We start from the raw sequence: 13,453 nt of genomic DNA, 5'->3' as shown, positions 1-13,453 counted from the left end.
CTGATGGGCCGGCGCTCCGTCCGTCCCGAACCCACCGCCGACGCCCCGGCCCGTCCGGAGCCGTCCGCGGCCGCGTTCCGTGCCCCCGCCCGCGGCCGCCGGCTGGTCTTCGCCGCCGCGGGAGCCTTCTCCGTCGCCGCGGTGACGCTCGGCGGCGTCGGCGGGCTCACCCCGCAGGGCGAGGAGCGCCACGGCACCACCGTCAGCCCGCCCGGGGCCGGGAGCGGCCGCGGTGGCGGCCTCGTCCCGATGAACGCGCAGGTCCCGGTGGACTTCCCCGGCCGCCCGGTCGCCGCGACCCGCGAGGCGACCCCGTCGGGCTCCCCCGAGCGCTACCCGGGCGGCGTGGCCGCGCTGCGCCAGCAGACCCGGTAGAGCGGCCCTCGAAGGACCGGGCACAGGCCCTCGACCGCTCGTCCGCACGGCCTCGGCCACCAGCAGGTCTTTACCACGGCTTCATCCCAGCGTGGACCAGGGACTCGCCGGTGGCCATTACCCTGTAGGAACCGTCGTCCGGCGAGCTAGGGAGCAAAGGGTGTTCAGCGACGTAAGCGGGCTGGAGGTCCTGACCCTGGTCGTGATGGCGATCATCATCTTCGGTCCGGACAAACTGCCGAAGCTGATCCAGGACACCATGAACGTCGTCCGGAAGATCCGCTCCTTCGCCGACAACGCGAAGGAGGACATCCGCAGCGAGCTGGGCCCCGAGTTCCAGGACTTCGAGTTCGAGGACCTCAACCCCAAGACCTTCGTCCGCAAGCAGCTCATGGGCGACCAGGAGGACCCGCTGGGCCTCAAGGAGATGAAGGACTCGCTGGACATCCGCTCCGTCCTGGACGACAAGCCGGCGGCGCCGGTGAACGGCCGCAGCGGCAGCGTCAGCTTCGAGAAGTCCGAGCCGGCCCCCGCCTCCACCGGGGCCCCGCTGGCGCCCGGCGAGCGGCCCCCGTTCGACCCCGACGCCACCTGATCCGCACCGCCGGTCCGCGTCGCGCACGGTGCTCCGGCGGCGCGCCGGCACGCCGCGCACGGTGCCCCGGAACCGCGCCACCGCCCCGCCCGGCCACCCGGCTGAGCGGGGCGGCGGCTCGTGCGCCGCTATTGTGCTGATTGTTCCCGCTGAGCCGTCCGTCACATCGCGACCCGTCGCGGACCAGGAACGGCTCCGGGGAACGCCGCGGTGCGCCACCATGGGAGCGCGCCACGGCAGGCAAACGTGTGTTTGAGGAGGCCCGGGGATGGACGCGACGAGTCAGGCGGGAGGGGCGACGGCCACGGCCGGCGGCCCGGTGGTCGGCGGGCAGGCCCGTCCGGCGGACCCACTGGTGCCCTACCTGTCCGCCGACTTCCCCTGGTACGGGCTGGACGAGGGCTGGACCGGCCGCCGCTTCCTGGTGCAGGCCGGCGCCGGCGGCCGGGCCGCGGGCAGCGTCGACTACGGCTCGCTCGGCCACGGCGAGGAGCCGGCCCAGCGGTACGAGCCGCGCGACGTGCGGAAGTTCGCCGTCGTGGTCACCGTGGCCCGCCGAGACAGCCGCCGCAGCGCCGACAACACCGGCACCCTGGAGGCGACCTCCGCCTCCTCCGCCGCCTGGCTGGCCGGCTCCGGCCTGCTCGCCGCGACCTGGCCGGGGCAGCTGGACCGCGCGCTGCGCCAGGACTGGCTGGACCAGCAGAGCAGCCTCGCCTGGGACCTCGCCGACGACCTGGCGGGCCCTGGCTGGTCCACCCTCAGCCTGCCCGTCAACGGCCTGCCGCAGCCCTTCCGCTACCGCGAGTCCGAGTACGGCTGGGTGCTGGCGGGCGAGGCCCCCGGCGTCCTGCTGGGCGCCTACGGCCGCGGCGTCAGCGCCTACGGCATCGGCTTCTCCACCGTCCCGGAACTGGCCGCCTACACCCGGCCGTAGGGCCCGTGGCGATACGACGAAGGGCCGGGTGGTCACCCGGCCCTTCGTCGGTCACTGCCTCAGAACTTGTTCCTGGGCGTCAGGCCCAGCGACATCCCCGACAGCCCGCGCTGGCGGCCGCCGAGCTTGCCGGCCACCGCGCGCAGGGCGGCGCCGGCCGGGGAGTCGGGTGCGGCGAGCACGACCGGGCGGCCGTCGTCGCCGCCCTCGCGGAGCCGGACGTCGATCGGGATCGAGCCGAGCACCGGGACGGTCGCGCCGACGGTGCGGGTGAGCGCGTCCGCGACGATCCGGCCGCCGCCGGTGCCGAACACGTCGATCATCTCGTCGCAGTGCGGGCACGGCATGCCGGACATGTTCTCGATCACGCCGACGATCTTCTGGTGGGTCTGCACCGCGATGGTGCCGGCCCGCTCCGCCACCTCGGCGGCGGCCATCTGCGGGGTGGTGACGATCAGGATCTCCGCGTTGGGGACCAGCTGGGCCACCGAGATCGCGATGTCGCCGGTGCCGGGCGGCAGGTCCAGCAGCAGCACGTCCAGGTCGCCCCAGTACACGTCGGCGAGGAACTGCTGGAGCGCGCGGTGCAGCATCGGGCCGCGCCAGACCACCGGGGCGTTGCCCGGGGTGAACATGCCGATCGAGATGACCTTCACGCCGTTCGCCTGCGGCGGCATGATCATGTCCTGGACCTGGGTCGGCCGTCCCTCGACGCCCAGCATGCGCGGCACGCTGTGACCGTAGATGTCGGCGTCCACCACGGCGACCTTCAGGCCGTCCGCGGCCATCGCGGCCGCCAGGTTCACGGTCACCGAGGACTTGCCGACGCCGCCCTTGCCGGAGGCGACGGCGTAGACCCGGGTCAGCGTGCCCGGCTTGGCGAACGGGATCTCCCGCTCGGGGGCGCCGCCGCGCAGCAACTGGGACAGCTCCTTGCGCTGCTCGTCGCTCATCACGTCGAGCTCGACCTCGACGCCGGTCACGCCGGGGACCTTCCCGACCGCCTCGCGCACCCGGGTGACGATGGTGTCGCGCATCGGGCAGCCGGAGACCGTCAGGTAGACCGCGACGTGCACCGCGCCGCCCTCGGTGATCCCGACCGATTTCACCATGCCGATCTCGGTGATCGGGCGGTTGATCTCCGGGTCGTTGACGGTCGCCAGCGCCTGGCGTACGGACTCCTCCGTGACGCCGGCCGCAACCTCTGTCTCGTTGGCCATGCCTTGATGGTACGGCGCCGCCGGATTGCCTTGACTTGCCGGTAGCGTGCCGCCGGTCACAGGGAGCCGGAGGTCTCCCGGCGCTCCTCGATCTCCCTGAGCAGGGACTGGAGTTCGGACCGGATGCTGCTCATCTCGGAACTGATGAAGGCCCGGGTGGCCACCTCGCCGAGGCCGTGCCGCAGGGCCGCGACCTCGCGGGTCAGGTACTCGGTGTCGGCGATGTTGCGGTCGCTGCGGGCCCGGTCCTGCTCCATGTTGACCCGGTCCCGGTTGTCCTGGCGGTTCTGCGCCAGCAGGATCAGCGGGGCCGCGTACGAGGCCTGGAGCGACAGCGCCAGGGTCAGGAAGATGAACGGGTACTCGTCGAAGCGCACGCTCGCCGGCAGCAGGGTGTTCCACGCTATCCAGACGACCACCACCACCGTCATCCAGACGATGAACCGCCCGGTGCCGAGGAAGCGGGCGATCCGCTCGGACAGGACGCCGAACGCCTCCGGGTCGTAGGAGGGCAGCGAGAGCAGGCCGGGGCGCGCGGTGCGGGGCTGGTCGAGCCTGGCCCGGCCGGTGCCGGTGATCGGCGTGGTCTCCGCGCGCCGGTCCCGGCCGCCCTCGCGGGTGCGCAGCTCGCGCAGCTGACGCAGCTGGCGAAGTTCACCCTGGAGGCGCCGGCGCGCGGAGTCGTCGGGCCGTCCGTTGCGGTCACCGTCCACCGGTCACCCCTTCCGTGTCGTCGTCGCGGGTCTCGTCGTCGGCGTGCAGCGCGGCGTCGCGCCAGTCGTCCGGCAGCAGGTGGTCGAGCACGTCGTCGACGGTCACCGCGCCGAGCAGGTGGTCCGCCTCGTCCACGACCGGCGCGGCGACCAGGTTGTAGGTCGCCAGGTAGCTGGTGATCAGCGACAGCGGGGTGTCCGGTGGCAGCGGGTCCAGGTCGTCGTCCACCAGCGAGCCGACCAGGACGTACGGGGGCTCGCGCAGCAGCCGCTGGAAGTGCACGGTGCCCAGGTAGCGGCCGGTCGGGGTCTCGTTCGGCGGCCGGCAGACGAAGACCTGCGCGGCCAGGGCGGGCTTGTGGTCGCTGACCCGGACCCGGGCCAGCGCCTCGGCGACCGTCGCGTCCGGTTCCAGGACGACCGGCTCGGTGGTCATCAGACCGCCGGCGGTGTCCTCCTCGTACGACAGCAGGCGGCGCACCGGCGCGGCCTCGTCCGGCTCCATCAGCTGGAGCAGCCGCTCGGCCTCGTCGTCGGGCAGCTCGGAGAGCAGGTCGGCGGCGTCGTCCGGGTCCATCGCCTCCAGGACGTCGGCGGCACGCTCCTTCTGGAGCTTGCCGATGATCTCGACCTGGTCGTCCTCGGGCAGCTCCTCCAGGACGTCGGCCAGCCGCTCGTCGTCGAGGGCGGCGGCCACCTCGGCACGGCGCTTGGCGGACAGGTGGTGCAGCACGCTGGCCAGGTCGGCGGGACGCAGCTGCTCGAAGGTGGCCAGCAGGTTGGCGGCGCCCTGGTCCTGCTCCGGCAGCGAGAAACCGGTGACGTCCTGCCAGTCCAGGGTGAGCCGCTCGCCCTTGCCCTTGCGCAGCCTCCCGGCCCGGCCGACCTGGACGAAGACCTTGCTGATCTCCCACTCGCGCAGCCGGGTCTGCACCATGCCGACGTCCAGCACGGTGACCCCCTCACCGGTCTTGGACCAGGTGACGGTGCGGTCCAGCAGCTCGGCGAGCACCAGGGTCTCGGACGGGCGCTGCTCGAAGCGGCGCAGGTTGATCACCCCGGTGGCGAGCACCTGGCCGGACTCCAGGCTGGTCACCCGGGTCATCGGCAGGAAGATCCGGCGCCGGCCGACCACCTCGACCACCAGGCCCAGCACGCGCGGCGGGCGGCCGCCGAGCCGCAGCGACACGACCACGTCCCTGACCCGTCCGACCTGGTCGCCGTTCGGGTCGAAGACGGCGATGGCGGACAGATGGGAGATGAAGACCCGGGTGCCTGGTCCTGCCATGGACTCCCTCGACTCGCTCGACGCCGTACCGGATGCGCCGGGGGCGCACTCGCGGCCAAGGCTACCCGCGCGTCCGGGGCCCGGCCCGGTGGCACGGTAGCCGCCGGACGAGTCCTCGGCGTGAACCTTTAACGGCGCTTGAACAGCAGTTTGGGCAGGCCGGCCGGGATCGGGCGGCGGGTGGTGGCCGGGGTGGCCATCGGCTGCGCGCCGTGCGAGCCGTCCGGCATCGCCCCCGGGCGCTCGGTGAGCGGGCCGGCCGGCTCCAGCCGCAGCACCCGGCACTCGCGGGCCCAGCGGTCGGTCATGGCGTCGGTGTCGGGCGCGTTCAGCCGCTTGCCCCTGAGCTCCTCGACGGCGCCCCGCCAGGCCTCGCCGTCCGGCGCGAGTTCGACCACCCGGGCGCTCCAGCCGGTCAGCCGGCCGCCCTTGTCCTTGCTGCGGACGGTGACCGTGGCCCCGGTGCCGGGCTCCAGGCCGTGCAGCGGCTGCTCGCCGCCCCCGCCGACCACCACGACCGCGCCGTCGTGCCAGGCGTGCCACAGCGGCCGGGCGTGCTCCTGGCCGTCCGCGCGCACCCAGAGCAGACCGGACTTCTTCGCGGCCTCCTCCAGCAGGGCCTGGTCGAGGAAGTCGTCGGCGGTCGCGGCGGCGGGCGTACGGTCCATGGCGCACAGCGTACGGCGTCGCCCGGGGCCGCCTCCCCGCCGTCCGGATGTCTCACCCTCCGGGCGACAGTTCCATTACGGCACCACGGGCCTTACCGTATGACCGCCCCACCCCTCGCCCTGCCGCCGCCCCACCCCTCGTGACCAGCAAGGAGTGCCGTGCCCGCCGCCCGGCCCGCGACCGCCCCCTCCGCCGCCCCCGCGACCGCCGACCCGCGTCCGGCGCATCCGCACCCGCATCCGCTCCCGACCCTCGACCTGCTGCTGCTCGCCGTGGCCATCGGCGGCATCTCCTTCTCCGGCCCGCTGATCAGCGCCACCGCCGCACCCGCGCTGGCGATCGCCTTCTGGCGCAACGCCATGTCGGTCGGCGCCCTCGGCCCGTACGCGCTGCTGCGCCACCGCGCCGAGCTGCGCGGGATCGGCCGGCGGGCGCTGCTGCTCGCGGTGGCCGCCGGGACGCTGCTGGCCGTGCACTTCGCGCTCTGGATGCCCAGCTTGCGGATGACTTCGGTGGCCTCGGCCACAGCCCTGGTCACCACCACCCCGCTGTGGACCATCCTGCTGATGCGGCTGATGGGGGTCAGGGCGCCGCGGCCGGTCTGGATCGGCACGTTCGTCGCCTTCGCCGGCGTGCTGGTGCTGACCGGCGTGGACCTCTCGCTCTCCCCGCACGCGCTGCTCGGCGACGCGCTCGCGCTCGCCGCGGGCCTGGCCTCCGCCGCCTACGTGCTGCTGGGCGCCGAGGTCCGCAAGACCGTCAGCACCACCGCGTACACCCTGGTCTGCTACGCCACCACGGCGGTGGTCCTGCTGGGGGTCTGCCTGGTCGCCGGGACGCCGCTGGCCGGGTGGTCCGCCGGGGTGTGGTGGCAGATCGTGCTGCTGATGGTCACCGCCCAGCTGCTCGGCCACTCGCTGACCAACCGGGTGGTGCGCAACCTCGGACCGTCGATCACCTCCACCGCGATCCTGCTGGAGACCCCGGGCGCGGCCCTGATCGCCGCCCTCTGGCTGGGCCAGTGGCCCCCGGTGGCCGCCTACCCGGCGGTGGTGCTGATCCTGCTCGGCCTGGTCCTGGTCGCCCGCGGCGGGCGGCGCTGACCGCCGTCGTGCCCGGCCCCGGCCCGGCCCCGGCCCGGCCCCGGCCGTCGGTGCGGTCAGAGCCAGCCGTTGCGGCGGAAGCCCCGGTACATCCCGACGCAGATCAGCGCGATCGCGCCGAGCACCGTCGGGTAGCCGTACTTGTGGTGCAGCTCGGGCATGTACTCGAAGTTCATGCCGTAGACACCGGTGATCATGGTGGGCACCGCGAAGATCGCCGCCCAGGCGGTGATCTTGCGCATGTCCTCGTTCTGCGCCACCGAGACCTGCGCCAGGTTCGCCTGGAGGAGCGAGTTCAGCAGTTCGTCGAAGCCGTGCACCTGCTCCGCGACCCGGGCCAGGTGGTCGGCGACGTCCCGGAAGTACTTCTGGATGTCCGGGTCGACCAGCCGCTGGAGCGGTTCGGACAGCTGCTGCATCGGGCGCAGCAGTGGCACCACGGCGCGCTTGAACTCCAGGACCTCGCGCTTGAGTTGGTAGACCCGGCCGACGTCGGCGCTGCGTCCGCCCTTGGCCGAGAAGACGCCGTACTCGATCTCGTCCACGTCGTTCTGGAGCCGCTCGGCGACCAGCAGGTAGTTGTCCACGACGTGGTCGGCGATCGCGTGCAGCACCGCCGCGGGCCCCTTGGCGAGCAGCCCGGCCTCGTCCGCGTCCGCCTCCAGCCGGTGGCGCAGCTCCTGCAACGAGCCGTGGCCGCCGTGCCGGACGGTGATCACGAAGTCCCGGCCGGCGAAGACCATCAGCTCGCCGGTCTCCACCACCTCGCTGGTGGGCGTGAGTTGGTCGTGCTCGACGTAGCGGATGGTCTTGAAGACGGCGAACAGCACGTCGTCGTAGCGCTCGACCTTCGGCCGCTGGTGCGCGTGCACCGCGTCCTCGACCGCGAGCGGGTGGAGGCCGAAGCGCTGGGCGATCCCCTCGAACTCCGCCTCGGTCGGCTCGTGCAGCCCGATCCAGCTGAACGACCCCTCGCCCTCGGGGAATTGGTGTGCGGCCTTGACCCGGCGGGCGGCCTCGCGCGGGCTGCACGTCTCGCCCCTGCGCCTGCCGTGCTGGTAGACCGCGCAGTCCACGACCGCCGAGGCGGCGTCCTCGGGGACGTCGTAGACGCCGGCCGCGCCGCGACGGCGGGTGGTGCGGACGGCGGCGCGCAGGCTGTTGATCATCGACATGGCAGGCTCCCAGAGGCAGGAACCGTCGTGCGGCGACGTGGAAGAAGAAACGTTCGGCCGCGGAACGACGGCGGAGAACACCGGTGAAGAAGGGGATGAAAGTGCTCTCCCGGCCGGTCCGTTCACCGTGGGGCCTGCGCCCGGGGCTACCGCGGCTGATTCAGCCGGTTGGGCCCGCGGGGCGAGGGGTACGGGGAAGTCGGGGCCGGGCAGAGCTGCCGGTACTGCATGGTCGGCCGGTATCCACCGCAACCACCTCCTTCGCGCCGCCGCCCCGGGACGAACGATCCCGGTGGCCAGTCGCTCACCCTAACAGCTGACCGGGCGTCGACGCCGACGGGTTTCCCAGAGGTTTCCCAAGGTTTTACGGGATCCGGTACCGCCCCCCGCCCGCGACCGCCCCCGACCTGCCCGGACGCGGCCCGCGCAGCCCCGGGGGTTACGCTCACCGGCATGGCGCACGACTTCCCGTCCTTCGGCGATCCCCACGGCGGCAGCTCCCCCGCGCTCTCCCGGGAGGCGGTGCTGGCCGCCGTCGAGGCCCGGCTGATCTCCACCCTCGGCGAGCCGGACGGCCGCGCCGCGGTCACGTTCCTCGGCGCCGACCGGATCGAGGTGCTGCGCTTCGGCCCGGACGCCCAGGGCCTGGTGCGGTACGCGACGCTCGGCATGTCCGCCGCGCCGATGGCCGACCCGACCTCGCCGGTCGCCGACCAGGTGCGCGGCCCTCGCGTCGAACTGCTGCTGACCGTCAGGGGCGGGCGCGACAGTGTGCTGCGCACCCTGGCGACCTTCGCCGCGACCCCGCAGGTCGAGGGCCTGGTGGTGGCCCCGGGGGGCTCGCTGGACCTCGGTTCCCCGCTCTGGGACGGCGCGCCCTTCACCTCGGTGCTGGCCGCCGAACCCGGGGGCCTGGTCGAGGACCTGGAGCTGGCCGAACCGGCCGATCCGGTCCGCTTCCTGCCGCTGCTGCCGATGACGCCCAACGAGGCGGGCTGGAAGCGGGTGCACGGCGCGGCCGCGCTCCAGGAGCGCTGGCTGGACCAGGGTGCCGACCTGCGCGACCCGGACCGGCGCGGCGTCCGGCTGGACTGACGCCGGATCGGGCGGGGGCGGCGGAAACGACCGGAGCCCGGAGCAGGGGACTCAGTAATCCCTTGCTCCGGGCTCCGGTTCGGCTCAGCGCTCGATCGGCTTCATGCCGGTGGCCTGCGCCACCAGCGCCTCGTACACCTCGGGGTCGGTGGTGTACTCGCCGAGCCGGACGGTCTTGCGGGCGCCGTGGTAGTCGCTGGAGCCGGTGACCAGCAGGCCCAGCTCGCCGGCCAGGCCGCGCAGCCGCACCCTGGTCTCCTCGTCGTGGTCGGTGTGGTCGACCTCCAGCGCGGCCAGCCCGGCCGCCGCGAGGTCGGCGATCACCTGGTCGGAGACCGTCCGGCCGCGCTTGACCGCGCCCGGGTGGGCGAACACCGGCACCCCCCCGGCCGCCCGGACCAGCCGGACCGCCTCGACCGGGTCGGTCTCGTGCTTGCGGACGTCCGCCCGCCCGCCGTTGGCCAGCCAGTCGGCGGTGAAGGCATCCGAGACGGTGGCCACCACGCCCGCCTCGACCAGCGCGCTGGCGATGTGCGGCCGGCCGACCGAGCCTTCCCCCGCGATCCGCTGCACCTGCTCCCAGCTGATCTCCGCGCCGAGCTCCCGGCAGCGTTCCACGATCGCCCGCCCGCGCCGGAACCGGTCGGTGCGCACCAGCTCCCGCTCGCGCGCGAACGCCGGCTCCTCGGGGTCGAACAGGTACGCCAGCAGGTGCATGCTGATGTCCTCGACGACGCAGGACAGTTCGGCGCCGGGGACGACGGTCAGCCGGGTGTCACCGGGCAGCGCGTGCACGGCCTCGGCGGCCTCGGCGTGGCCGGCCACGGTGTCGTGGTCGGTCAGCGCCACCACGTCGAGGTTCGCGGCGATGGCGGCCGCGACCAGTTCGGACGGGCTGTCGGTGCCGTCGGAGGCGTTGCTGTGGGCGTGCAGGTCGATGCGCACGGATCAGGCTCCTCGGGGCTCGCGGGTGCCGCCAGGATAGGCCGTCACGCCCCGGGAGCGGGGGCCGGTCCGGCTGTCCGGGCTCCCGCCCGCCGGACGGGACGTCGGACCGGACGCGGGACCGGACGCGGGCGGGACGCCGGGCGCACGACGGCAGTCCGAGGACGGGCCTACCCGAGCAGCCGCGGGGAGAGCGCCCCGCAGGGCAGCAGGCCCAGCTCGGCGCCGGCCTCCCGCAGATCGGTGAGCACCAGTTCGTCGTACATCACCAGCGCGGACTGCTCGGGCCAGGCGACCGCCCAGAGCCAGAGCCCGCGGGCCTCGCCGGCGAACACCGCGCGGTCGGCCGGGGCGTCCGGGACGTGGAACATCGGGGTGGGCCGGCCGGCGGCCATCAGCTTGGCGTCGGCGGGCTTGTAGAGGCCGACGGAGTCGCCGGGGTCGGGCCCCGGCAGTCCCGCGTAGCGGGCCCCGAGACCGACCCCGAGCTCCTCGGCGATCAGCACCAGCTCGCCGAAGCCGCCGAGCGGCGCGGGACCGGAGCAGGCGACGGCGGTGGCCCGGGCACCCGAGATGTCGTCGCCGACGTGGGCGATGCCGGTGTAGAGCCAGCCGACCGGGAGCGGCCAGGGCAGCCAGACGGGGACCTGTGAGCGGGCGACGGCGACGCCCAGGGCTTCCACACTGGGGGGCAGTACGGGCTGCATCGGGTGGACCGCTCCGTGCCGGTCGCACTGCCAGGTGTCTGAGAACAGACCGGGGGCGCGGACCCGACCGGCGCACCTCGGGCAGCTTGGCTCGCCCCTCATAGCCGTCAACGCTCCTCCCTCCGGACCGCCGCGTCAAGGACGATCACCCGTACGGAGGGCTCGGCGGAACCTGTCGGTGGCGGTCGCCCGGCCGGCGCCCGGTGGGCGCTTCGCGGGCGGCTCCCGTTGGGGGATGTCCCGTCCCGGGCGGCGGCAAACGTCCGGGGCTCCGGGGCCGGACACACTGACGCCCCGTCATCGGCGAATGCGGTGACAGGGCGTCAGTCGGGTATCGGAACGTCCGGATCGGACGCTCCCGGCTCGTCGGCGGCGGGTGAGGACTCCCGTTCGGGGGCGCCGCGCCGGGTCAGATGGTCGGGCACGGACGGATGAGCAGGCGTTCGCCCGTACGGGCGGCGGCCTGGACGAACTCGCGCACGGTGGCGGCGTCGGCGATCAGGCTGTCGGCGGCGGAGCCGTCGGGGCCGTCGAGTCGGACGATCTCGAAGCGCATGGTCTGTGTCATGGGCGTCTCCTTTCCTGGCCCCGCGGGGCGGGGCGGCTGCGGCTGAGTCGGTATCAGCCCTTCAGGGGTCCTGCGGATCCGGCGGTGAGGCCGGACCGGGCGGGTCGTCGTCGCGCGTGCGGCGGTCTGCTGCGGCAAGGGCTCCCCCTGCTTGCCTGGTGCGTCCAGTGCCTCGTGAACCACGGTGACGTGGCGGTGCTACCGGGCCGTTGCCCGTCCGTGACGTCCGGGTTTCGGATGGTCGGCGCCGTGCCGGAGGCCGGCGATGATTCCCGGACAGAATCAAAGATTACCGTAACTAACGAATTTTGTCCTGTGTTGAAGCCGGTCGAAGTTGAAGAAGTGGTACAGACCACTTCTCGGCGAACGGGGGAACCGGCCAGCAACGGAGCGGGTCGGTCAGGCCCAGAACGCGGCCAGTGCCTCGGCCGTGGCGGCCGGCCGTTCGGCGTTGGGGGAGTGCCCGGCGTCCGCGACCACCACCCGGCGGGCGCCCAGCCGCTCGGCCATCGCGGTCTGCTCGTGGACCGGCCAGGCGTAGTCCCGCACCCCGGACAGCACCAGCAGCGGCAGCCCGGCGGTGACGGCGGCCAGCTCGGCCACCCGGTCCGGCGCGGCGACCAGGTGGCCGCCGGTGACCGTCAGCGACTGCGGCACGTTGGCCAGCCAGCGCCGGTGCAGGAACTCCGCGACGGCCGGCTCCCGGTCCGGCCTCGGCCGCCCGCTCTGCGCCTCCAGCTGCCGCATGACCTGCCAGATCTGCTCCAGGTCCATCACCTGCAAGGCGTCCAGCAACAGCTTGGTACGGGCCGCCTCGGCCGGGTCGATCGCGCCGGGACCGGTGGACACCAGGGTCAGCGACCGCCAGGGCAGCGGGCCCTCGGCCGCCGCGGCGAGCACGGCCTCGCGCACCACCTGGCCGCCGAAGGAGTGCCCCAGCAGGTGCAGCGGGGCGCCGTCGGCCGCCAGGGCCCCGGTCAGCGCCCGGACGTCCGCGCCGAGCGCCCCGACCCGGTACGCCGCCGGGTCGTCCGGGCCGCCGGTCTGGTACTGCCCGCGCTGGTCCACCGCGGTCACCCGGTACCCGGCGGCGGCCAGCGGCTCCAGCAGCGCGATGAAGTCCTCCTTGCTGCCGGTGAACCCCGGCACCAGCAGCGCCGAACCGCGCACCGGCCCGTCCGGCTCCGCCCGCAGTGCCGCGAACTCGCCGCGCCCGGTCACCACCCGCTCGGCGCGCGCGCACCCGGGCAACGTCAGAAACGGCGGCGTGCTCATGGGCTGTTCTCCTGGCTGTCCTGCCGGTGACCTGCTGTCCCGCCGGCGACTCCCCGACGCCCCGAGCTTAAGGCCGTGGACCGCGGCCCCCGCCGGGCCGCGTCGTCGGGCCGGGAACGCCCGAGGGGGCGGGCCCGGCCGTGGTGGCCTGGCCCGCCCCCTCGGGGGAGACGCGGGGAGTGTCAGCTCTCCGGGCTGGCCTCCACCGGCGCGGCGGCCTTGCGGGCGCGGGTGCGCTTGCGCGGCGCCGGGACCTCGGTGGCGGCCTCGGTGACCGGGGCCTCCGGGGCGGTCTCGGCGACGGCCTTCGGCTTGCGGGCCCGGGTGGCCTTCTTGACCGGGGCCGGGGCCTCGGTGGCGACGGCCTCGACGGTCGCAGCCGCCTCGACGGCCTCGGCCTTCGGCTTGCGCGCGCGGGTGGCCTTCTTCGCCGGGGCCGGGGCCTCGGCGACGACCACATCGGCGGCGGCCTCGACGGCCTCCGCCTTCGGCTTGCGCGCACGGGTGGCCTTCTTGGCCGGGGCCGGAGTCTCGGCGACGATCGCCTCGGCGGCGGCCTCGACGACCGCGACCGCCTCGGCGACGACCTCGGCGGCCTCCGCCTTCGGCTTGCGGACCCGGGTACGGGTGGCCTTCTTGGCCGGGGCCGGAGCCTCGGCGACGACTGCCTCGGCCACGACCGGCTCGGTCACGACGGGCACGGCGACGGGCTCGGCCACGACGGGCGCGACGGCGACGGCCTCGGCGACCGGAGCCGCCTCGACCACCGCGACGGCCTCGGCCGCCGC

13 protein-coding genes and 2 pseudogenes are annotated in these 13,453 nt (G+C 74.3%); 5 read left to right on the top strand and 10 right to left on the bottom strand.

All coding sequences use genetic code 11. The features are described from left to right. The 3 genes and pseudogenes from BU198_RS01760 to BU198_RS01750 all read left to right on the top strand — a co-directional run. A pseudogene (locus BU198_RS01760) lies at window positions 1-375 on the top strand (hypothetical protein); the annotation flags it as partial. A gap of 160 nt (window positions 376-535) precedes the next feature. After that, window positions 536-970, top strand: coding sequence for a sec-independent translocase (locus BU198_RS01755; RefSeq protein WP_188295021.1), 435 nt, complete (start codon window positions 536-538; stop codon window positions 968-970). 268 nt (window positions 971-1,238) lie between these two features. Next, window positions 1,239-1,907 carry a hypothetical protein gene (locus tag BU198_RS01750; RefSeq protein ID WP_188295020.1) on the top strand — a complete coding sequence of 223 codons (669 nt, stop codon included), beginning with the start codon at window positions 1,239-1,241 and terminating at the stop codon, window positions 1,905-1,907. Between the two features lie 59 nt (window positions 1,908-1,966). Here BU198_RS01750 and BU198_RS01745 read toward each other — a convergent pair whose 3' ends face one another. From BU198_RS01745 to BU198_RS01730, 4 genes are all read right to left on the bottom strand, one after another. After that, a complete protein-coding gene (locus BU198_RS01745; RefSeq protein ID WP_188295019.1) occupies window positions 1,967-3,127 on the bottom strand; it encodes an Mrp/NBP35 family ATP-binding protein in 1,161 nt (386 codons plus the stop codon). 56 nt (window positions 3,128-3,183) lie between these two features. After that, on the bottom strand, window positions 3,184-3,753 hold the full coding sequence (locus BU198_RS01740) for a DUF1003 domain-containing protein (protein WP_188295022.1): 570 nt from the start codon (window positions 3,751-3,753) through the stop codon (window positions 3,184-3,186). Window positions 3,754-3,829: 76 nt separating this feature from the next. Continuing rightward, window positions 3,830-5,128 carry a magnesium transporter MgtE N-terminal domain-containing protein gene (locus tag BU198_RS01735; protein ID WP_188295018.1) on the bottom strand — a complete coding sequence of 433 codons (1,299 nt, stop codon included), beginning with the start codon at window positions 5,126-5,128 and terminating at the stop codon, window positions 3,830-3,832. 128 nt (window positions 5,129-5,256) lie between these two features. Further along, a complete protein-coding gene (locus BU198_RS01730; protein ID WP_188295017.1) occupies window positions 5,257-5,796 on the bottom strand; it encodes a hypothetical protein in 540 nt (179 codons plus the stop codon). A gap of 159 nt (window positions 5,797-5,955) precedes the next feature. Here BU198_RS01730 and BU198_RS01725 point away from each other — a divergent pair, with 159 nt between their 5' ends. Further along, the gene (locus tag BU198_RS01725; protein ID WP_188295016.1) at window positions 5,956-6,900 is read left to right on the top strand and encodes a DMT family transporter; all 945 of its coding nucleotides are present in this window, start codon (window positions 5,956-5,958) and stop codon (window positions 6,898-6,900) included. A gap of 56 nt (window positions 6,901-6,956) precedes the next feature. Here BU198_RS01725 and corA read toward each other — a convergent pair whose 3' ends face one another. Further along, complete coding sequence (corA, locus tag BU198_RS01720) at window positions 6,957-8,075, bottom strand: magnesium/cobalt transporter CorA (protein ID WP_188295015.1); 1,119 nt, start codon at window positions 8,073-8,075, stop codon at window positions 6,957-6,959. A gap of 453 nt (window positions 8,076-8,528) precedes the next feature. On the opposite strand from corA, the gene BU198_RS01715 reads away from it, so the two are divergent. Continuing rightward, window positions 8,529-9,170 (top strand): suppressor of fused domain protein, encoded by a 642-nt coding sequence (locus BU198_RS01715; protein ID WP_188295014.1) that lies wholly within the window; start codon window positions 8,529-8,531, stop codon window positions 9,168-9,170. An 84-nt stretch (window positions 9,171-9,254) separates the two neighbouring features. Here the strand turns inward: BU198_RS01715 and BU198_RS01710 are convergent, their stop codons facing one another. The 5 genes and pseudogenes from BU198_RS01710 to BU198_RS01690 all read right to left on the bottom strand — a co-directional run. After that, window positions 9,255-10,115 carry a PHP domain-containing protein gene (locus BU198_RS01710; RefSeq protein WP_188295013.1) on the bottom strand — a complete coding sequence of 287 codons (861 nt, stop codon included), beginning with the start codon at window positions 10,113-10,115 and terminating at the stop codon, window positions 9,255-9,257. A gap of 170 nt (window positions 10,116-10,285) precedes the next feature. Further along, window positions 10,286-10,924 carry a DUF6758 family protein gene (locus BU198_RS01705; protein WP_188295012.1) on the bottom strand — a complete coding sequence of 213 codons (639 nt, stop codon included), beginning with the start codon at window positions 10,922-10,924 and terminating at the stop codon, window positions 10,286-10,288. A gap of 307 nt (window positions 10,925-11,231) precedes the next feature. Then, the gene (locus BU198_RS01700; RefSeq protein ID WP_188295023.1) at window positions 11,232-11,390 is read right to left on the bottom strand and encodes a hypothetical protein; all 159 of its coding nucleotides are present in this window, start codon (window positions 11,388-11,390) and stop codon (window positions 11,232-11,234) included. A gap of 399 nt (window positions 11,391-11,789) precedes the next feature. Beyond that, window positions 11,790-12,665, bottom strand: a complete 876-nt coding sequence (locus BU198_RS01695) for an alpha/beta fold hydrolase (protein ID WP_188295011.1) — start codon at window positions 12,663-12,665, stop codon at window positions 11,790-11,792. A gap of 182 nt (window positions 12,666-12,847) precedes the next feature. Continuing rightward, window positions 12,848-13,453 (bottom strand): annotated as a pseudogene (locus BU198_RS01690) (ribonuclease E/G); the annotation flags it as partial.

It is taken from the genome of Streptomyces sp. CBMA156 (assembly GCF_014596515.1).
Classification (GTDB): domain Bacteria; phylum Actinomycetota; class Actinomycetes; order Streptomycetales; family Streptomycetaceae; genus Kitasatospora.
The sequence above is the reverse complement of the archived record's forward strand: the minus strand, read 5'-3'. Positions and strand labels throughout refer to the sequence as shown.

Excerpts from the sequence above, each read along its gene's own strand:
- BU198_RS01715 (WP_188295014.1), top strand. The coding sequence starts at position 8,529 with ATGGCGCACGACTTCCCGTCCTTCGGCGATCCCCACGGCGGCAGCTCC.
- BU198_RS01745 (WP_188295019.1), bottom strand. The coding sequence starts at position 3,127 with ATGGCCAACGAGACAGAGGTTGCGGCCGGCGTCACGGAGGAGTCCGTA.
- BU198_RS01700 (WP_188295023.1), bottom strand. The coding sequence starts at position 11,390 with ATGACACAGACCATGCGCTTCGAGATCGTCCGACTCGACGGCCCCGAC.
- BU198_RS01695 (WP_188295011.1), bottom strand. The coding sequence starts at position 12,665 with ATGAGCACGCCGCCGTTTCTGACGTTGCCCGGGTGCGCGCGCGCCGAG.
- BU198_RS01735 (WP_188295018.1), bottom strand. The coding sequence starts at position 5,128 with ATGGCAGGACCAGGCACCCGGGTCTTCATCTCCCATCTGTCCGCCATC.
- BU198_RS01750 (WP_188295020.1), top strand. The coding sequence starts at position 1,239 with ATGGACGCGACGAGTCAGGCGGGAGGGGCGACGGCCACGGCCGGCGGC.
- BU198_RS01730 (WP_188295017.1), bottom strand. The coding sequence starts at position 5,796 with ATGGACCGTACGCCCGCCGCCGCGACCGCCGACGACTTCCTCGACCAG.
- corA (WP_188295015.1), bottom strand. The coding sequence starts at position 8,075 with ATGTCGATGATCAACAGCCTGCGCGCCGCCGTCCGCACCACCCGCCGT.
- BU198_RS01705 (WP_188295012.1), bottom strand. The coding sequence starts at position 10,924 with ATGAGGGGCGAGCCAAGCTGCCCGAGGTGCGCCGGTCGGGTCCGCGCC.